The organism is Helicobacter sp. 11S02596-1 (assembly GCF_002272825.1).
Taxonomy (GTDB): domain Bacteria; phylum Campylobacterota; class Campylobacteria; order Campylobacterales; family Helicobacteraceae; genus Helicobacter_J.
This window is the reverse complement of sequence record NZ_MLAM01000001.1, coordinates 177819-198177: the sequence shown is the minus strand read 5'-3', so window position 1 is coordinate 198177 and position 20359 is coordinate 177819. Positions and strand designations below refer to the sequence as shown.

The window sequence follows — 20359 nt, the reverse complement described above, 5'->3', positions numbered from 1 at the left end:
TTTTACCTTAAAATATCTAAAATTATCGCACGATTCTATGGCTTGAATGGGAATATTTTTTTGATGAGTTTTATAATTTTTAGCTTCTTTAGAATCCTGATAAGCAGGGTTTTAGCAAATCTTTCTCTGGTTTGTAGCAAAGAAGTCATTAACTTGTAATCAAAATCGTAGTTTTTAAAAAAATATTCATTTTTTCTGCGATTGGCTTGCTTGGGTGTTTGTGAAAAAATATTATCAAGAAATGCGAGCATTTCTGCTTGTTTTTTTGGCACAAACGTAGGGTCTGCAAAGACAGGTTGGGAAAGCATTTGTTTAAATAAATTTTCATCTTTATCAATAGCAATGACTTGCTCGAGGAGATCATTCAAGGTTTTGAAGTTATGGGCATTGATAAACGCTTTTTGATTCAGCCCCCCCCCCCGTAGCAATTGTCTCATCTCCCCAGTAAATCGGGATCGTTCCTGCTCCAAAAGCTTGAATAATTTTTTCGGTTGTGTAGCCGTGTGTAGAGGAGTTTTCAAAGGCAATGGAGAATTTGTAATCCTTACAAAATGTATATTTGGAAGTTGCAAAATCACCCCCAACAATCGGCAATGCCCCGCCGATATTGTTGCGATAGCTACCCGCGCTATCGACTTTTTTGTATTGAGAAAGCAAGTCAAAAAATTCCTCACGTAATTTCGAGCCATTAGAATGTGAATAGATATAGTTGCAAAATTTCGTTTTGTTTTCTTTGGCGGGTGTTTCGTGCTTGTGCAATGCCCTTTCGAGGTCCTTTTCATACAGAAAATAAAGCGGGTAGCGTAAATATCTGTCTTCAAAGTCAATATGATAAAAACCGATCGCATAATCGCAGGCATTGAAATCCGGGCAGATATTTTCACCCGTATAAAAAATCTTGACACAATCATATTGGGCGTGTTTGCAGCCAAAGACCGAATAAAGGAGATAATCGGGGTTTTCATCTTCAATGACATTGTATTTTTTGCGTAGCATTCTGACAAAATAATTTTGATCAAAGTCTTCGTTGCTCCACCAGTCGGTGATTTTTAGCTTGATGGTGGGTTTTGTTATGGAGGGTTTCATTTGAGTATCCTAATGATTTTATCTTGTGTTGTTTGATCTAGCCCTACATATATTGGCAAGCATAAAATCCTGCTACAAATATCCTCTGAAATCGGGCAGGTTACATTGGTGTGATGGTGTTTGAGGGTATTGAGGCTGGGGTAAAAATATCGCCGTGGAAAAATATCGGCTTCATTGAGCTTAAGCAGGGCTTTTTGCAACGCAGATTCTTCCTCAAAGAGGATAGGGAAATAATGGTGATTGTTGTTGTCTGCTTGGAGACTTTGGAGTGCAAAATCATCTTTGAGGTGCTGGTGATAATACTCCCAGATTTTTTGCCTTTCTTGGGTTATGAAATCCAAATCTTCAAGCACGCACAATCCCATAGCTGCGTGAAATTCACTATTTTTGGCATTGATACCTAAGGCACTAGGCAAAGAGTTTTCAAGCCCAAAATTGATCATTTTTTTTGCCTCAGCGATCATTGCCTCATCTTTTGCTATCACAAGCCCGCCTTCAATGGTATGAAAGAGTTTGGTTGCGTGGAAACTTAGCGTAGAAAAATCGCCATATTCAAAAATACTTTTGCCCTCGTATTTCACCCCAAAAGCGTGCGCACCATCATAAATGACTTTAAGGTTGTGTTTTTTGGCAATGGTTTGCAATGCTTTGACATCGCAAGCATTCCCAAAAACGTGAACAGGCAAGATCGCTTTGGTTTCGGTGGTGAGTAGGGGGAGGATTTTGTTGGTATCGATACAAAAACTTTTTGGGTCAATGTCGCAAAATACAGGGTTTAATCCCTCCCATAAGAGCGTGTTTGTCGTAGCGACAAATGAAAATGGTGTCGTGATGATCTTATCGTCTTTTTTTAGTCCTGCGAGCTTGTAAGCGATTTGGAGTGCAATCGTGCCGTTGCTTACAAACAATAGATTGGGGACTCCTAGAAATTCTTGCAATTTTTCTTCCAAAGCACAAGCGAGCGGACCAAAATTTGTGAGGTGATTGTTTTGCCAAATCTGATCTAAATATTTGTGATATTTTTTGATGTCAGGGAGATAGGGTTTATTCACATTGATGGGCATTGTAGACCTTTTATAAAAATTCGCTATTGGTAATATCAAGGCTCAAGCGATCAAGCGTGCGATTGAAGCTATCATTTCGGCACAAAATGGGGCATTCAGCGCAATTGATGGATTCATAAACTTCACGGATTCTTGAACCCCGCCAGATTTCCTCCATTGTTTGTTCGCGCAAATCGCCCAAAAAGTGCTTCTCACTTTGCCTAAAATGCAAGCAAGCCCAGACTTTGAAATCAGCTGAAACCACCGTGGAGAAAAACATCCCGTGGCATTTGCTATAACCCCTATCGCTCACATCGCTCATTTCTTTGTATTTTTGATAACTCGCAACGATTTTGAAATGCTCATCTTCGTATTTTTCACGCAGATCTTTCAAGATTGGCAAAATATCGAGGGTGTTGCCCGTGAAAGGTCTGAATTGTGCGAAATCTGCCCCTCCACCCTTGACTAATTGCACAAAAGGTTCCATATCGCATTGGGTGAGTTCTGAGGTGAGGAAGCCCACGCCAAAGCTGGTTTTGGAATTTAGCTCTTTTTTGATGCGGGCAAACAATGCGATATTTTCAAGTGTTTTTTCAAAATGGTGGGGCTTCATCCCGTGTATTTTTTGATACATTTCAGGACTGCCAGCGTCTAAGGATATGCGGAAATATTCCAAATTGTTTGCAATCGTGATGGCTTTGGATTCATCTAAGCTCATCCCGTGCGAGTTTAGCCCGATATTGATACCGGCTTTTTTCAATAGGGAAATAGCGTATTGAAAATGCGGGCTAATGGTCGGCTCGCCACCACCTGAGAGGATCACGCCTTTGCAATCAAGGCTTTTGAGACCAGCTACGACGGCTTCGACTTGTTCTTTGGAGAGCTCGGCATTATTTTCATTATGCCCGCAACAGCCCGGACAGCGATGGTTGCATTTGTTGGTAAGATCAAGCTCAGCGACAACTAAGGTTTTGTGAAAATTGAGAAAATGATCGATTTTTTCGGGGTAGCGCAATATTTTTTCATCAGAATTAAAATTATTAATTTTCATAAAAATCTCCTAAGTTTAAAAATCATTTTTAGTGGATTGTTTGGGTTTCTAAAAGCATTTTGAGATAGCCTCCATAGCTACTTTTTTGCAATTGTTCCGATCTCTGGGCGATTTCATCCGCACCGATCCATCGATTGTTGTAAGCGATTTCTTCTAGGCAGGCGATTTTGTAGCCTTGGCGGTGTTCGAGTGTTTGCACAAAACTGCTCGCTTCGATCAAGCTATCGTGTGTGCCAGTATCTAGCCAGGCAAATCCCCTGCCTAGAAGCTGGACTTTGAGCCTTTTTTCTTGCATATAGGCGATATTCACATCGGTGATTTCTAGCTCGCCTCGCCCGCTGGGCCGGAGGCTTTTGGCAAAGCTAATCGCTGTATTATCATAAAAATAAAGCCCCGTAACTGCGAATTTGCTTTTAGGCTTTGTGGGTTTTTCTTCTAGGCTTAGCACTTCGCCTTGTTGGTTGAATGAGACAACACCAAATCGCTCAGGGTCTTTGACAGGGTAGGCAAAAATCGTAGCTTGGGCGTTTTTGGCATTATTTTGGGCTTCTATTAACATCGGATAAAAGCCCTGCCCATAAAAAATATTATCCCCAAGGATGAGGGCAATATCATCATTGCCGATAAAATTTTCTGCCAAGATAAGCCCTTGAGCAAGCCCATCAGGAGATTGTTGGACGCAGTATTGGATACCCATACCCAGCCAACTGCCATCACCAAAAATTTCTTTAAAAAATGGCAGATCTTTGGGCGTGGAGATGATGAGAACTTCTCGGATTTTGGCAAGCATTAGCACCGAGAGGGGGTAATAAATCATCGGTTTGTCATAGATGGGGAGGAGCTGCTTGGATAGGGCGAGGGTAGTCGGATAGAGTCTCGTGCCACTCCCACCTGCTAAAATGATACCTTTCAAGCGATTCTCCAGAATGTAGTTTCTCGTATTTTAACGGAAAATCTTTGATATTCATCTTAATAGGTTTTTTAGCTTGCGGTATAACTTTTGGTAAAAATCACGTGTGAAGATGAAGTGAGGATTTTTACATACATAGGATTTGAGCCGATAGGGCAAGCGACTTTTGATGTAGAGATCAATGATGGTTTTTGGGAGTTGTTCAAAAAATTCTTGTGCAAAAGCTGTGTGGCATAGGTAGGTAAACCATAGGCTAGATTTTGGCTCACCAGGGTAGCGCCAGGGCTTTTTGTCCCCGATATAATGGAGCTGTATGGGGTGAAGTCTCGCTTGTGTGATTTCTTCTTGTGAGTAAAATTTTGGCGTGAATTTTTCCCAATTTTGCCCATAATGTTTCCAATACCCGTGCCCGATCATATGGCGGAGGCTGAGGGCTTGGATACGGGGGTAGCAGATGATATTAAGCACATCTTGTTCGGCTAGGACAAGTTTTTTGGCGTTATTATGGAGATAGTCAAGGAATTTTTGTTCGATATTATCTTGGCGCATTTGTTTGAGATTGGCAATGAAATACCCCCCGCCTATGCCACGCTTGATAGCTTCAAATTCTGCTGGAGAAAAGTTTTTATACCCTGTTTTCCAGCCCACAAGAGGGAAAATATTATCGGGGTCATTGGATTTTATCCCTGCAAGATAGGCATTTGTATCTGGCTCAAATGCCAAAAAACTTTCGCTCACATCGTCTAAAAACACCACATCCACATCGCTAACGATGATTTTGTCGTATTGGGGGAAAACGCTTGGAATGATGAGTTTGTAGAAAAATTCTTTTGAAAAATGGGATTTTAAGGGGAGTGCCTCCCAAATATCATTAAAACGATTTTGTGTAGGGATAAATTCTAGTTTTGCGTGCGGGAATGGGGCGATAGTTTGGTGGAGTTTTTCGATTTGATCGGCAGTGAGGTCATTGTGGAGGACATAGAGTTTGTATTGGATCTGCCCCCCCCCCCATAGAGATAGGTTTGGTGTTTTTTAGCAATGAATAAAATGCCACACTCGCCGGGATGGCATAATTTTTGTCAAAGCAAAACATTAGCGGGATGATTTGTATTTCTGGATTGTTTGTTTCTTGTGCCAAAGGAAACCTTTGTGTGAAAATTTTGGGGTGATTATATAAAAATTCCTAGCAAAATCAAGCAAGAAAGAGACTGTATATTTGATTTGATTTTGCAAAGGCAAAAGTGAATCTCTTGAGCGCTCTGCAAGATGGTAAAGTCTTGCTTCGCTTCTAAATACTAGAGATTTTTAATTTCACAACTCGCCCGATTTTTTTTGAGGGCGGGGCGGGTGAAATTTTGAGCGGGTTTTTGTTGCTAGGCTTATGCGAATTGAAATTTTTAAGCACTTAGGAGAGCTTAGCCCCGCTTTTACTCTCCTGCCTAACTAGCCAGTGGCGCAACCTATTGCTAACAGGGATTTGTGCGTGTGGATAATTATCACTCCACTTCCGCATCGATGACATCATCATCTTTTTTATTACTTGCCCCGGGATTTGGATTTTGGGCATTGTTTTCTTTGGCATACATCGCTTCAGCAAGCTTGTGGCTTGCCTCTGTGAGGGCTTTGGTCTTCGACTCAATCGCCTCTTTTGAGGCATTTTCATCCTTGAGGGTTGTTTTGAGCTCATCAAGGGCATTTTGGATTTTTTCCACCTCGCTGGCTTCAAGCTTGTCTTTGAGTTCGCCGAGGCTTTTTTCGGTTTGATACACCAATGAATCAGCTTGATTCCTCACTTCGATGATTTCTTTTCGCTTGGAATCCTCTTCTTTGTGGAGTTCTGCATCTTTTACCATTTTTTCTATTTCTGAATCACTCAAACCGCTCGAGCCTGAAATCTTGATTTCTTGCGACTTCCCGCTGGCTTTGTCTTTGGCTGATACGGTCAAGATCCCGTTAGCGTCAATATCAAATGTTACTTCGATCTGTGGCACGCCTCTAGGGGCAGCTGGGATGCCTGTGAGATCAAATCTACCCAAAGATTTGTTGTCTTTGGCAAGCTCTCTTTCGCCCTGCAATACGTGGATAGACACGGCGGGCTGGTTGTCTTCAGCAGTGGAGAAAACCTGTGCTTTTTTGGCAGGAATGGTTGTGCCTCGCTCGATGACTTTAGTCATCACGCCCCCAAGTGTCTCAATCCCCAAGCTTAGCGGGGTAACATCTAGGAGCAAGACATCTTTAACATCGCCTTTAAGCACGCCCCCTTGAATCGCTGCACCAATCGCAACGACTTCATCAGGATTGACAGATTTATTGAGTTCTTTGCCGATAAATTCCTTGACCCTTTCTTGGGCTTTGGGGATTCGTGTCGAGCCTCCTACCATCACGACTTCAGAAATATCGCTTTTGCTTAGCCCGGCATCTTTGATGACAAAATCGATTTTTTTGATGGTCTCATCGATGAGATCATCAATGAGGCTTTCAAATTTGGCACGGCTGAGCTTTTTGACTAAGTGTTTCGGGCCACTCGCATCCGCGGTGATAAAGGGGAGATTGATTTCGCTCTCTTGTGCAGAACTCAATTCTTTTTTGGCATTTTCAGCAGCATCTTTGAGGCGCTGGAGTGCCATCACATCGGATTTGATGTCGATGCCGGTTTCGTCTTTGAACTCTTTGGTTGCCCAATCAATAATGCGATTGTCAAAGTCATCCCCGCCCAAAAACGCATCCCCACCGGTTGCTAGGACTTCCACGACATTATCACCTGTTTCAAGCACGGTAACATCAAATGTCCCCCCGCCAAGGTCATAAACCATAATTTTTTCGGATTCTTTTTTATCAAGCCCATAGGCAAGTGCCGCAGATGTTGGCTCATTGATGATACGCAAAACATTAAGCCCAGCGATGGTGCCAGCTTCTTTGGTCGCTTTTCTCTGGCTGTCGTTAAAATACGCTGGAACGGTGATAACGGCTTCTGTTACTTCCTCGCCCAGGTAGGCTTCGGCATCTTCTTTGAGTTTCATCAGGATTTTTGCTGAGATTTCCTGGGGGGTATAGAGCTTATCAGCAATCTCGATCGCACACGCCCCATTGCGATCTACGATCTTGTAAGGCAGGCGTTTTTCTGCCTCTTTTGCCTTGTCTTCATTAAACATCAATCCCATAATTCTTTTGATCGAATAGATGGTTTTTTGGGGGTTGGTGATGGCTTGTCGCTTCGCACTTTCCCCGACTAAAATCTCGCCTTTATCTGTGAAAGCCACGATAGAAGGTGTGGTATTTTTGCCCTCTTTGTTGGCGATGATTCTTGCTTCGTTGCCCTCATAGACTGCCATTGCAGAGTTTGTTGTTCCTAAGTCAATTCCAATTACTTTTGCCATTGTTTATCCTTTGTGTTGAGATTAATTATTTTTTGCGATGCTAACCATTGCGGGTCTTAGCATTCTTTCTTTATACTTGTAGCCTTTTTGCAAGATTTGCACGATCTCCCCATCTTGCTTTGTTTCGCAGGGGACTTGCATAATCGCATCGTGAAAATTGGGATCAAAATCGTTCGCACAATCAATACATTCAATGCCGTGCTTAGATAAAACCTTGTGTAGGTTTTCGATGGTGAGTTCCAAGCCTTTGATAACCGCTTCATTTGAATGCGTATCTTTCGCACTTTCCAATGCTTTTTCAAGGGTATCGATAATGGGTAATAAATCCTTGGCTATCTTTTCATAAGCGTATTCAAGCGCTTGGTATTTGTCGCGTTCCAAGCGTTTTTTGGTATTTTCAAAATCCGCATAAACACGCACATAATTTTCGTGAAGCTCGTGATATTTTTTTTCATAATTTTCCCCGCCATTTTCTTGATGGTTTTCTTGAATTTCTTGCGATGGATTTTCGTCTTTGGCGACGTTGGGTGAATCATTAGCCGGAATTTCTTCTTGAGTGGCGTTTTCTTTTTCGTTTTCCATTGGTGCTCCTTTGTGTAATTTATGAGGCGATTTTTTCATAAAAACTGATGTAATCCCTATCCAATGCCCCCATACAAAACATTTTGCAAGGCATTTTGGTATCCTTTTTTTCTAGCTCAATATCTTGGATGATGGCGATATTGCCTTTTGGGATGGTTGTATCAAAATAGATCCCTTTATCGAGCCTATCAAAAATCCTGCCACTAATGATTTCAAAAAATAATTTTTGAAATTCTTTGTGTTGCAATAAAAAGCCTAAAAACTCAATGCCAAAATAAGATAATTGTGCATTTTCTGTGATAGCCTCGAGTTTTTTTACAAGGGTTGTCGCACAGACTTGTTGGGCGATTTTCTTGATATCGCCTATGCCCAAGCCAACGAGTTCGTTTGCAAATCTTTGCATAGCCTGATTGAAAGGCAAAATGATTTGATCGGTTGTAAAATCCAAAATCAAAAACCTATCGTTGTGGTTGATGACTTCTTGGAGTGCTTGCGGGGCATTTTCTTTGATAATGCCAAAAATACTATTTTCCTCGCAAGCTTTTTGAAACTTTTGGATATTGATTTCTAAGATCGTATCTTTGGCATTGAGTTTATTGCGCCAATAATTTTTGAGCGCTAGGTGGGTGGGAACTCTCCCGCTACTGATATGGGGCTGCATTAAAACGCCTTCTTCAGAAAGGAGTTTGAAATAATTGCGAATTGTTGCGGATGAAATCTTGATACTCAAGGACATTTTTAGGGCTTCTGAACCAATGGGTTCTTGAGAATGGATGTATTTTTGAATGATTTTGTCTAAAAGCAAATCTTTTTTGCGATGTATCATCTGGAAATACCTTATTTGATTTCTAAAAAACTGCTGTCATTATACCAAAAAAAGTAAATACAATTAGCATTCATATAAAAATATTGCTAAAAAATACAAATCTTTAGTCTTATGATATAAGATATTATAAATCAATACACTAAATAAACTTTATATAATTGCTGATATTAGGGCATTGTTTGTATATGTTTTTGCTTGGTTGTCATTATGTTTTACTTGATTCAGTTTTTAAAAATCGAATCTGAAGACCACTTCGGGTGAGTGAATCGCCTTGCACACCCCCTTAACAGGTCAGATGATGGGGCGTAGATTACTGGGTTTGAGAGCAGTTTGAGACTTGAAAACCTTAGAAAATGGGTTGATGACCAGCAAAGCTGGGAATAACCCAATAACTTTAGGAGCGAAGCGAGGCTTTGCCTTGCGTAGCGGTTTTCAGATTCACGCAAGTGAATCGAGTAAAAAATAATGATTCTTTTCCATAGCTGTATCGCTAATGGTTATTTCTTATACTCGCTAGAAAGGGATCAGGGGGGCTAGCCGTCTGCTATGCCCTTGCGGGCATATACGCATCGGCGTGCGAGGCTAGCGAAGCCAAGCAGTTGGCTTCACTTTTACGCCTCTCCTTTCGAAGACCGCCCTTAATGGGTGGGCGGGTCAAAAAGACCCCTTAAAAACAATGGGCGGGCGGGTAAAACCCCCTGACACGCCCCCAATGCAATGCAGGATTAAAAAGCGTAGCGGGCTGGGTTTGGAAGTGGTTTAAAATTGAAAACCTTAGAAACTTATCTCGAACGCACAGCCTAAGGCTTGGGTGTGAGATGGTTGCTTTAGGAACGTAGCAGATTTTTACTCTGCGGAATGATCTTCAGATTCGCCTTAAAAGGCGAATCGAGTAAAACATAATAAACTAAAACCTATTTCCTTGTTTTCCCAGCGATGATGAAACGCAAAGCATTGAGCTTGATAAATCCTGCGGCATCTTTTTGGTCATAAACGCTGTCTTCTTCAAAGGTGCTATAAGCTTGGTTAAATAACGAGTTTTTCGACTCTCTGCCAGTGATGATGGTATTGCCTTTATAAAGCTTGAGATAAACCTTGCCCGTAACGTTTTCTTGTGTTTTGTCGATGAGGGCTTGGAGAGCTTTTCTCTCGGGCGAAAACCAATAGCCATTATAAATCAATGTAGCGTATTTTGGCATTAATTCATCTTTGAGATGGGCTTCCTCGCGGTCTAGGCAAAGCGATTCGATCGCACGATGGGCTTTGAGCAAAATCGTCCCGCCGGGGGTTTCATAGCACCCCCGTGATTTCATACCGACGTAGCGGTTTTCGACCAAATCCAGCCTGCCAATGCCGTGTTTGCCACCAAGTCGGTTGAGCTCAGCGAGGAGATTTGCGGGGCTGAGTGGTTTTTCGTTGATACTTACTGGATCGCCATTTTTGAACTCAATGCTGATGTCTTCAGGGGTATCAGGGGCATTCATCGGCGAAACGCTCCATCGCCACATATCTTCTTGGGGAGCGATGGCAGGGTCTTCGAGGATTTGCCCCTCATAAGAGATATGCAATAAGTTCGCATCCATTGAGTAAGGGGATTTTTTGCCGTTTTTTTCGATAGGAATGCCTGCATTTTCGGCGTAATCAAGGAGTTTTTCTCTCGAATTAAGCTCCCATTCTCGCCAAGGGGCGATGATTTTGATGTCGGGATTGAGTGCGTAAGCTCCGAGTTCAAATCGCACCTGATCATTGCCCTTGCCTGTAGCGCCGTGAGAGATGGCGTCTGCACCCATTTTTTGGGCGATTTCGACCAATCTTTTGGCGATGAGTGGGCGGGCGATACTTGTGCCTAAGAGGTATTCGCCTTCATAGATGGTATTTGCTCGAAACATTGGGAATACGTAGTCAGAGACAAATTCTTCACGCAAGTCTTCAATGAAAATATTTTCGGGCTTGATACCGAGTTTTTGGGCTTTTTCTCTAGCGGGTGCGACCTCCTCGCCTTGCCCGATATCAGCGGTAAAGGTGATGACCTCGCAACCATAATAATCCTGAAGCCACTTGAGGATCACGCTTGTATCCAACCCGCCCGAATAAGCCAAAACTACTTTTTTGATATTTTTGTTTGCCATTTTTGCCTCGCTATGAGAGATATTGTGAAATGGTGGCATTCTATCGAAACTTTTATAAATTTATCCCTATAGGGCTTGATGGGAGGGGTTGAGTGAGTTGCGGTAGCTGGGAATAAAACGGGTGGGTGGGCGAAAAAATTCCCTTCAAACTCATTGGGCGGGCGGGTGAAACCCCTGACCCGCTCCCCGAGTAATTCCAGATGAAAAAGCGTGGCGGGCTGGGTTTGAAAGTGGATAGGATTTAAAACCTTAGAAACTTTACCCACCCGCCCCAAGTTGATGATATGCGAAGCACGGAATAACCCTATCCTTTAGGATGAGAAGCGTTAAGTCAAAGCCAACTGCTTGGCTTTGATAGCTTCGCGTGAGCGATTGCCATATGCACCGCTAGGTGTATGGGAATACGGGACTAGGGAATGTGCGGTGTGAGTGGTCTTCAAATTCAGTTTAAAAACTGAATCGAGTCCGCATAATGAAAACCTTAGAAATCTATCTCGAACGCACAAGCGTAGCTTGGCTGACGAGATGATTACTTTAGGAACAGGAGGAGCGTTAAGGTTAAGCCAACTGCTTGGCTTAACTAGCTCCGCACGGCGATTCGTTGTGCGACTACAAGGAGCACAGCAGTCCGCCCAAACCTTAAATTATTCCCCGTGAGTGGTCTTCAGGTTTAATTTTTTCTCTGAAAAATTAAACCGAGTAAAACATAGATAAACGGGTCTTCAGATTCGCCTTAAAAGGCGAATCGAGTTTAAAATAATGTTTTTTCTAAAACTCTTTTCTAGGATCGCCTGAACCATACATAATCTGTGTTTTTGGATCGATGAGTATCGCATTGACATCGCCCATCACAGGTTTTGTAACGATTTGATAACCCATTTTTTTGAGATTATCTTTGACATCTGCTGTCATCCCGTATTTTTCGATTCTGATTTCATCTGGCAACCATTGCATATGGAATCTTGGGGCTTCTACAGCTTCAGAAATATCCATTTGGTGGTCGATAACATTGCTGATGACTTGCAAAACCGTCGTAATAATCCTCGCTCCTCCCGGACTGCCTACTACCATAAAGAGCTTGCCATCTTTGAGGACAATCGTAGGCGACATCGAGCTGAGCGGTCTTTTGTTGGGTTCGATAGCATTCGCATCGCCTCCGATGAGACCATAGAGATTGGGTGTGCCGGGTTTGATGGAAAAGTCATCCATTTCGTTGTTGAGCAAAAAGCCCGCACCATCGATAGCTGCTGTGCTTCCATAAGAAGCGTTGATGGTATAGGTTACGCTCACAGCATTTCCCCATTTGTCCGCAACAGAATAATGTGTCGTATTGTCTCCCTCGTGGATTTGCCCTAGTCCAGGTTTGATTTTGGAGCTTGGGGTTGCTTTGTTTGGGAGTATATTTTTATAAATCTTTTTGGCATAAGCTTTGTCGATAAGCTGGGAAACAGGAACTTTTGTAAAATCAGGATCGCCCATAAAAACCGATCTATCCGCATAAGCTTGTCTCATCGCCTCTGCCATAATGTGAATGGTCTTGCTAGAGCCAAAGCCAAGTGCCTTGATGTCAGCATTTTCCATTACATTGAGGATTTCGATGATATGGGTGCCTCCCGAGCTTGGTGGTGCCATTGAGACGATTTCAAAGCCACGATAGTTGCCAATCACGGGCTTTCTCCAGATGACATTGTAGTTGGCTAAATCTTCTTTGGTGATAATACCGCCGTTTTTTGCCATATCTTTGGCGATAAGATCAGCAATTTTGCCGTGATAGAAAGCTTTTGGTCCTTCTTTTTGGATGAGTTCTAGTGTCTTAGCCAAATCTTTTTGGACAAACAAATCGCCCTCGCTATAAGTTTCGCCGTCTTTTTTGAGGAAATATTTTCTACTGGAGGCGAATTTTTCGAAGTCTTTTTTGGCTTCTGCCATTGTTTCGCCTTGTCTTTGCGAGATAACAAAACCTTTTTTGGCAAGTTCGATAGCTGGGGCGATGAGCTCAGAAAGTTTTTTTGTGCCATATTTTTCAAGCATCGCACTCATCCCAGCGACAGTGCCAGGAACACCAGCGGCAAGATAGCCAATCGTGCTTGCTTCTGGGATAACATTACCTTTTTTGTCAAGATACATATCTCTAGTGGCTTTGAGTGGGGCTTTTTCTCTAAAATCAAGCGTGATGTTTTCGCCATTTGCGAGATGGATCACAGCAAACCCACCCCCGCCAATATTGCCTGCTGCTGGATGGACAACCGCAAGGGCATATCCCACAGCAACGGCTGCATCGATGGCATTACCGCCTTTGTTAAGAACATCTTTACCGATTTTGTTTGCCAGCTCATTGCTCGAGAGGGCAAGCCCGGTGGTCGTGTCTTTTATCGGCGGGTAGCTCGCAGCCCCCAAACCTTGAAATCCCAATAAAAACGTAAATACCAATAATAAAACCAAATTTTTTTTCATTTTTTCTCCTTAAAAACAAAATGTGTGAAAGCCTAGATTGTAACAGCAAGCGATGATTTTATGCAAGAAAACGATGAAAATTTTTTCTTGTTGTTTCTATTTCGGACTTTTGGGCAAAAACCAATTATGTCTCAAATATTTTCAAATCTCTAGGTGTTTTTACTCAAGATAAAGCCACATTCAAGGTGATGGGTGTAGGGAAACTGGTCAAAAACGGCACAACGCTTGATCTGATGGGTTTTTAGCAAGGTAGCAAGATCGCTTTTTAGGCTTTGGGGATTGCAAGAAATATAAATAATATGCTCAAATCTCTGGATAAATTCGAGCATTTCCGCATCACCTATCCCGCTCCTTGGGGGATCCAAAAGGATATGCGAGAAGTTAAAATCTTTGAGATTGATTTCTTTTAGGCGGAAGAAAGGGCGCGCAAAATTCAAAGCTTCAATGGTTTCTTTTCCGCTAAGCCTTGCTGGTGTGATGTTGTCTATAGCGTTATTTTTGGCATTTTCTTTGAGTGTAGTGATGGCAGATTTTACGATTTCTGTGGCAAAAACCTTATGGAAGCGTTTGGCTAGCGGGATAGTGAAATTCCCACTCCCACAATACATCTCAAGCAAATCGCCTTGTGGGCGCAAGGGGAGATTTGAAAGCACAAATTCTATCATCTGGGTATTAGCATAGGGATTTGGCTGGGAAAATCTCCCCTCATCTTGGATATAGAAAATATCTTGATTGTGGATTTTCAAAACCTCAGTGATATGGCTTTGGGTGAGGATAATTTTTTCTTTTTTGCTCCTGCCAATGATATGGCATTGGAGTTTTTGGGACAAATCTAGTGCTTTTTGTTGCCATTTTTCATCGAGTTTTTTGTGATAAATCAGCGTGATGAGGCTCTCTTTCGCCAAGCTCCCTAAAATTTTGATACCATAGAGTTTGTGTTCTAAAATTTCCTCTTTGCTAGCGATTTGCAGGCATTTTAAAAGCTTTTCTTCTAGCCCATCTAAAAGAATCGGGCAAGAAGATATTTTGACACGCACATTTTGCCCATAGGGATTCATTGATAGATAAAGCTTCCCATCTTCCCTGTGGATACGAAACTCAGCCCTGGCTCTAAAATGCTCGCTTGGCGAGGGGAAAACCTCAAAATCATTTCGATCAAAAAGCTTTTTGAATGCTTCGATTTTGGTTTCTAGCTGGCTAGCATACCCCAAATCCAGCTGGCAACCCCCACAAAGTGCGAAATTTTCACAAATCATTGCTCCCTTTCGTTGTTTGATTTTTGTATTTTATCACGCCTATTTTAGCACGCTAGAACGGAAGCAAAATTTATGGCGGTTTTGATTTGTGTTATGGTTAAAAATAATATAAAATATCATATTACAACAATTTTTTAAAAAGGCGTATTGATGGCTCTTGCTTTGGCATTGAAATATCGTCCGACGCAGTTTAGCGACCTCATCGGGCAAGAGAGTGTTTCTCAAACCCTATCGATGGCACTCGATCATTCTCGGATTTCGCACGCTTATCTTTTTAGCGGGCTTCGTGGGAGTGGCAAGACGAGTTCAGCACGGATTTTCTCCCGTGCGCTTCAATGCGAAAAAGGTCCTACAAGCACGCCGTGCGGGGAATGTGATAACTGCAAATCCGCACTACAGGGGCGACATCTTGACATCATTGAGATGGATGCGGCTTCTAGCAGGAAGATCGATGATATTAGGGATTTGATCGAACAAACCAAATACTATCCGAGCTATGGGCGTTATAAGATTTTTATCATTGATGAAGTCCATATGCTGACGAAAGAGGCTTTTAACGCCCTTTTGAAGACGCTTGAAGAACCGCCTAGCTATGTAAAATTTATCTTAGCGACCACCGACCCGCTCAAACTCCCCGCGACCATATTGAGTAGGACACAGCATTTTAGGTTCAAAAAAATCCCCCACAGGGCGGTTGTAACGCATATTGCCAATATTTTGGACAAAGAAAATGTAAAATATGAACCGGAGGCACTTGAGATTATCGCAAGGAGTGGTTCAGGGAGCTTGCGAGATACGCTCACGATTGCTGATCAAGCGATTAGTTTTTGTAACCAACACATCACGACTGCCAAGGTTACTGAAATGCTTGGCGTGGTTGATCCTCAAACGCTTCGAGAGTTTTTTAATGCGATTTTCCAGCACCAACACGCCCATAATGAGGCTTCAGGGCATAATGATAAGCTTGAAGAAATCCTAGCAATGCTCCAAGATTACGAATGCGAGATGATTGTTGATGAAATGACGCTTTTTTTAAAAGATGCTCTGCATTCTAGGGACAAGGATTTTCCCATCGTGCTTGTGGATAGATTTTTGCGGATTTTATCTGAGAGTAAAAATTTGCTACATATGAATGCTGAGGGAGGGTTTGTTTTATTGCTTTTGAGTCTCAAAATGCAAGAAGCGATGAAGGTCAGAGATATTGATTCGATGATTGCCACGCTTGAATCCAGTCTTGCTATTTCTCAAAATGCACTGCCCAAGACCCCAATGCCTAGCCCCCAAACACAGCTTCAAACACATTCTAGTAATGAACCCCAAAAAGACACGCCAAACGAGCAAATATCGCCAACAAGATTGCCAAAAATAGACAGGACCGATTTGTTTGCTGTGTTGCTTGATAAAATCTATGATCGTAGCCAAAATCTTGGGGAAATTTTTGAAAAAAATATTACTTTTGTGTCTTTTGAGGATTCTGTTTTGTGCTGGAAATCTCGTGCAGATGGGGAAGAACGCACGATATTAGCCCAAAACTATGCCCATATCAAGATGATGGTCCAAGAAATCTATGGGGTAAGCACCAAAATCAAATCTATCCAAGATGAAACCCCTCCCCCAAAACCATCAAATAGTGAGCCATTAAATCCCTCACCATCAAATAGTGCGCCATCAATTCCGCCTTTGCCACAAACACCACCAAATCCAGAAATCTTGCCTAAAGAGCTAGCCTCACAGCCCCAGAATGCCCCATCAAAAGCCCCACAGAGCGAGCAAGCTCAAGACACGCAGCCCGGACCTGAATCCACCCCTGAACCTGCTCTTGAGCCTACAAAACCGCCCCAAGAAAGATTTTTGGAAGAAAATAAAGAACTCATCAACAATATCAAAATCCATCTAGGAGCGACGGAAATGATTGTTTTGGAGAAAAAAAATCTGTGAAAACAACGCCCATCAAACAAAAATCTGTGAAAGAAATTTGTGCCAATCTTGACAATATCTCGCTGGTAACAACTCATCTCAAGGCAATCGCTGAGGGGTCGGGCAATAAGAAGTCCCATAATATTTTTTTATTGCGAGGGGATCTAGCAAGTGGCAAAACAACGCTGGTGCGTGCTTATCACGAGTTGGTGCGTTCATCAAATGATGGTGCAAATAACACCAGCGAGGCGGTAACTTCCCCGACATTTAGCCTAATGCACCAATATGGCGATATTTATCATTATGATCTTTATAACAAAAACTTGCAGGATTTGCTTGCTTTAGGGCTTATCGAATGGCTAGAAAATCCAGGCACGCATTTTGTAGAATGGGGAGATGAGCGCTTGGAAGCCTTGCTTGATGATCTTGGGTGCGCTGTTTGTGTTGTTACAATCGAGAAATACAAAGACGAACGAATTTATAGGATTTTAAATGGATAAACTAAAAGCGCAAAATCTCAGCAAACAAATCAAAAAAACAAAAATTGTCCACGATGTTTCTATCGAGGTTTCAAGTGGCGAGGTAGTGGGGCTTTTGGGGCCAAATGGTGCGGGGAAAACTACAACATTTTATATGATTTGTGGGTTGCTCCAGCCCAGCGGGGGAAAGGTATTTCTCAATGAAATCGATCTTTCGGGTTACCCATTGCATAAGCGTTCCAATATGGGGATTGGGTATTTGCCCCAAGAATCAAGCATTTTTAAGGATCTTAGCGTTGAGGACAATCTCGCTTTGGCAGCCCAAACGTCTTTTAGAAACGCCAAAGAAGCCCAAAACAAAATCGAGCAAATGCTTGAAGCCTTTAATATCGCTCCCATTAGACATCGCAAGGGAATATCACTTAGCGGTGGGGAGAGGCGACGTGTAGAGATTGCGCGCGCACTCATCAAAGATCCCAAATTTATCTTGCTTGATGAGCCCTTTGCTGGGGTCGATCCCATCGCTGTGATTGATATTCAAAAGATTATTTCCCAGCTGGTGTCGCTAAATATTGGCGTGCTGATTACTGATCATAATGTCAGAGAGACGCTTTCAGTTTGCGATCGTGCCTATGTCATCAAAAATGGGGCGTTATTAGCAAGTGGGAATAGCGAGCAGATTTATGCCAATCCTTTGGTGCGCAAATATTATCTAGGTGAAAATTTCAAGGTATGAAGCAAAGCCCAATGCAAGGTATAATAAAGGTCTCATAATGGCACAAGGGGCAAAACTACGGCAAAATCTGGGTGTTAAAAATAAGCTTTCTACGACACTCAAAGGCTGGTTGCCGATCTTGCAAAGCAATGTTTTTGAGATGGAAGAAACCATCAATGAATACGCCAAAGAAAACCCCTATATCAGTGTTACAAGCTCGATAGCACAGGATTTTAGTTCCAAACTCAAAAAACCTTACCCAAATTCTCCTGTAAAAAATTCCATCAGTGACAAAATAGAATCGCTAAGTATCTATGAAAAAAGCCTGTATGAAACCCTTACTGACCAGCTTGTCCCCCCGCTTTTCCCCACGCCAATCTCTGTGCGGGTTGCATTAGATATTATCGATAATATCAACGAGGAGGGGTATTTTGAAGCTGATGAAAATGAGCGTGCCGAAAGTTTGGGTATAGGGGTTGAAGAATACCGCAAAATCAGGCAACGATTTGCCTATCTTGAGCCCAAAGGTGTCGGTGCGATCGATATTACTGAATCATTTTTGTTCCAGCTAGAAGATTGTTCCGAGATTTCTGATGGGCTTTATTCGCTGTGTGTCAAGATTATCAATGATTTGTCCCATCATAACGATTATAGCGCCCTAGAAGACTATACTGGGGCGATGAAAGTCATCAAAACGTTTAAAAACCCTCCTGCACTGGCATTTTCCCAAAAAGAAGCATCTGTGATTCCTGATATTTTGGTGATCGATGAAGATGGGGAGATCCAAGTTCGCCTCAATGATGCGTATTATCCGAGCGTGGTTATTGAAGATATTAAGGTCAAAAGTTCTGATCAATATCTCAAAACCAAGCTCAAAGAGGCACGCGATCTCATCGATGCGCTTGATATGCGCAAACAAACGATTCAAAAAATCGGGCTGATGATCGTAGAATATCAATATGATTTTTTTAAAGGCGGGGAGATTAAGCCGATGAAACTCAAAGACATCGCCGATGAATTTGGGCATTCCCCCAGCACGATTTCACGGGCGATCTCAAATAAATATCTCGAATGCTCACGTGGGACTTTATCTATCAAGAGTTTTTTTACCACCGCTATTGATGGGGATACTTCCAATGCGTCTATCAAGGATTTTATCGGCGAACTCATCAAGGGGGAAAATCAAAAAAAACCTTTGAGTGATATCAAGATTTTAGAGCTTATTGAAGAAAAATTCCAACTCAAAATGGTTCGCCGGACCATCACAAAATACCGGAAACAGCTCAATATCGCCAGCTCGAGTGAGAGAAAACGGCTCTATGAAATTAGTGTGAAAACAGACTAAATATGTGTTACTCGATTCGGGTTAAAGCCCGAATCTGAAGACCATTCCGCAAGATGTGAAATCTTGCAACGTTGCTAAAGTAAGGGCGCGTCTGCTATGCTCCTATCGGAGCATAAACGCATCGCCGTGCGAAGCTAAAAAAGATAAGCAGTTATCTTTTTTTACGCTTCTCCTCTCATACCCAAGCGGAGCTTGTGTATTGGAGATAAATTTCTAAGGTTTTTATTATGTGTTACTCGATTCGGGTTAAAGCCCGAATCTGAAGACCATTCCGCAAGATGTGAAATCTTGCTCCATTCCTAAAGTTATTGGGTTATTCCCAGCTACCGCTGGTCATCAACCCGTTTTTATAGGTTTCGCAGGTTTGGAATCACTAACAAAAAAGCTATCTACGCCATTTAATCCTGCATTGCATTGGGGGCGTGACGGGGGTAGGGGTTTAAGGGGCTTAGGGGGGCGGTCTTCGCAATTCTAAGCCCCCCTAGTCCCTTACTAGCGAGTATAAGAAAAAATCACTAGCGATAGCACTATGGAAAAGAATCATTATTTTTTACTCGGTTTGTTTGATAACAAACCTGAAGACCGCTACGCAAGATGTGAAATCTTGCTTTTGGTCGGACTGCTATGCTCCTCTTAGTCGCACATCGCAATCGCCGTGCGGAGCTAGTTAAGCCAGGCAGTTGGCTTAACCTTAACGCTCCTCATCCTAAAGTAACCATCTCATATTTAAGCTTGCCTTGAATATTGGAGATAGTTTTCTAAGGTTTTTAATCTTATCCATCTAAACCAAAGCCCGCTACGCACTTTCAGCCTGCAGGCTAAGGGGGCGTGCAGCGGGTTTTTAACCCGCCCACCCAAAGAGGTTTTAGGAAGGGGGGAGAGGCGTAAAGGCAAAGCCAACTGCTTGGCTTTGCTAGCCTCGCACGCCGATTGCCTTATGCTTCACAAGTTGTATGGCAATACGGCTAAGACGCTTGCTAAGTAGAACCCCGCCCCCTCCTAATGGGCGTAAGCCTCACAAAAATATTATGTTTTACTCGGTTTGGTTTGAAAAACTGAATCCGAAGACTACTGCGGGCGAGTAGTTAAGGTTTGGGCGTCCGGTTATGCTCTGAAAGTCGCATATTCAAGCTACTTGCCTTTATCGCCCATTGTTATAGTCAAATGCGATGTTGGCTGTGGTGAGCTA

At 42.5% G+C, this 20359-nt stretch carries 17 protein-coding genes; 4 read left to right on the top strand and 13 right to left on the bottom strand.

What is annotated here, in order from left to right:
* Positions 1 to 35: 35 nt before the first annotated feature.
* The 13 genes from BJI48_RS00915 to trmA all read right to left on the bottom strand — a co-directional run bounded on the left by BJI48_RS00915 (position 36) and on the right by trmA (position 14714).
* Positions 36 to 437, bottom strand: a complete 402-nt coding sequence (locus tag BJI48_RS00915) for a hypothetical protein (protein WP_095330879.1) — start codon at positions 435 to 437, stop codon at positions 36 to 38.
* Positions 379 to 1086 (bottom strand): glycosyltransferase family 10, encoded by a 708-nt coding sequence (locus tag BJI48_RS00910; protein WP_095330877.1) that lies wholly within the window; start codon positions 1084 to 1086, stop codon positions 379 to 381. Before BJI48_RS00910 ends, BJI48_RS00915 begins: the two co-directional genes overlap by 59 nt.
* On the bottom strand, positions 1083 to 2150 hold the full coding sequence (locus tag BJI48_RS00905; protein ID WP_095330875.1) for a DegT/DnrJ/EryC1/StrS family aminotransferase: 1068 nt from the start codon (positions 2148 to 2150) through the stop codon (positions 1083 to 1085). Before BJI48_RS00905 ends, BJI48_RS00910 begins: the two co-directional genes overlap by 4 nt.
* Before the next feature lie 10 nt (positions 2151 to 2160).
* A complete protein-coding gene (locus BJI48_RS00900) occupies positions 2161 to 3180 on the bottom strand; it encodes a radical SAM protein (protein ID WP_095330872.1) in 1020 nt (339 codons plus the stop codon).
* 28 nt (positions 3181 to 3208) lie between these two features.
* Complete coding sequence (rfbA, locus tag BJI48_RS00895; protein ID WP_095330870.1) at positions 3209 to 4093, bottom strand: glucose-1-phosphate thymidylyltransferase RfbA; 885 nt, start codon at positions 4091 to 4093, stop codon at positions 3209 to 3211.
* A gap of 51 nt (positions 4094 to 4144) precedes the next feature.
* Positions 4145 to 5038 carry a glycosyltransferase gene (locus tag BJI48_RS00890; RefSeq protein WP_257874339.1) on the bottom strand — a complete coding sequence of 298 codons (894 nt, stop codon included), beginning with the start codon at positions 5036 to 5038 and terminating at the stop codon, positions 4145 to 4147.
* A gap of 16 nt (positions 5039 to 5054) precedes the next feature.
* Positions 5055 to 5228 carry a glycosyltransferase family 8 protein gene (locus BJI48_RS09300; RefSeq protein ID WP_143428743.1) on the bottom strand — a complete coding sequence of 58 codons (174 nt, stop codon included), beginning with the start codon at positions 5226 to 5228 and terminating at the stop codon, positions 5055 to 5057.
* A 358-nt stretch (positions 5229 to 5586) separates the two neighbouring features.
* A complete protein-coding gene (dnaK, locus tag BJI48_RS00885; RefSeq protein ID WP_095330866.1) occupies positions 5587 to 7467 on the bottom strand; it encodes a molecular chaperone DnaK in 1881 nt (626 codons plus the stop codon).
* 21 nt (positions 7468 to 7488) lie between these two features.
* Positions 7489 to 8049: a nucleotide exchange factor GrpE gene (gene grpE, locus BJI48_RS00880; RefSeq protein WP_095330864.1), complete on the bottom strand. Its 561-nt coding sequence runs from the start codon at positions 8047 to 8049 to the stop codon at positions 7489 to 7491.
* 19 nt (positions 8050 to 8068) lie between these two features.
* Positions 8069 to 8875, bottom strand: coding sequence for an HrcA family transcriptional regulator (locus BJI48_RS00875; protein WP_095330862.1), 807 nt, complete (start codon positions 8873 to 8875; stop codon positions 8069 to 8071).
* 914 nt (positions 8876 to 9789) lie between these two features.
* Positions 9790 to 11004 (bottom strand): argininosuccinate synthase, encoded by a 1215-nt coding sequence (locus tag BJI48_RS00870; protein WP_095330860.1) that lies wholly within the window; start codon positions 11002 to 11004, stop codon positions 9790 to 9792.
* Between the two features lie 768 nt (positions 11005 to 11772).
* Positions 11773 to 13458 (bottom strand): gamma-glutamyltransferase, encoded by a 1686-nt coding sequence (ggt, locus tag BJI48_RS00860; RefSeq protein ID WP_095330856.1) that lies wholly within the window; start codon positions 13456 to 13458, stop codon positions 11773 to 11775.
* 149 nt (positions 13459 to 13607) lie between these two features.
* Positions 13608 to 14714, bottom strand: coding sequence for a tRNA (uridine(54)-C5)-methyltransferase TrmA (trmA, locus tag BJI48_RS00855; RefSeq protein WP_095330853.1), 1107 nt, complete (start codon positions 14712 to 14714; stop codon positions 13608 to 13610).
* A 150-nt stretch (positions 14715 to 14864) separates the two neighbouring features.
* On the opposite strand from trmA, the gene BJI48_RS00850 reads away from it, so the two are divergent.
* Genes BJI48_RS00850 through BJI48_RS00835 form a run of 4 tightly spaced genes read left to right on the top strand, consistent with a single transcriptional unit; the run spans position 14865 to position 19170 of the window.
* The gene (locus tag BJI48_RS00850) at positions 14865 to 16652 is read left to right on the top strand and encodes a DNA polymerase III subunit gamma/tau (protein WP_180762997.1); all 1788 of its coding nucleotides are present in this window, start codon (positions 14865 to 14867) and stop codon (positions 16650 to 16652) included.
* Complete coding sequence (tsaE, locus tag BJI48_RS00845) at positions 16649 to 17131, top strand: tRNA (adenosine(37)-N6)-threonylcarbamoyltransferase complex ATPase subunit type 1 TsaE (RefSeq protein ID WP_257874334.1); 483 nt, start codon at positions 16649 to 16651, stop codon at positions 17129 to 17131. The genes BJI48_RS00850 and tsaE overlap by 4 nt, the downstream gene beginning before the upstream one ends.
* The gene (lptB, locus tag BJI48_RS00840; RefSeq protein ID WP_095330849.1) at positions 17124 to 17846 is read left to right on the top strand and encodes an LPS export ABC transporter ATP-binding protein; all 723 of its coding nucleotides are present in this window, start codon (positions 17124 to 17126) and stop codon (positions 17844 to 17846) included. The genes tsaE and lptB overlap by 8 nt, the downstream gene beginning before the upstream one ends.
* Before the next feature lie 37 nt (positions 17847 to 17883).
* On the top strand, positions 17884 to 19170 hold the full coding sequence (locus BJI48_RS00835; protein ID WP_095330847.1) for an RNA polymerase factor sigma-54: 1287 nt from the start codon (positions 17884 to 17886) through the stop codon (positions 19168 to 19170).
* Positions 19171 to 20359 lie beyond the last annotated feature (1189 nt).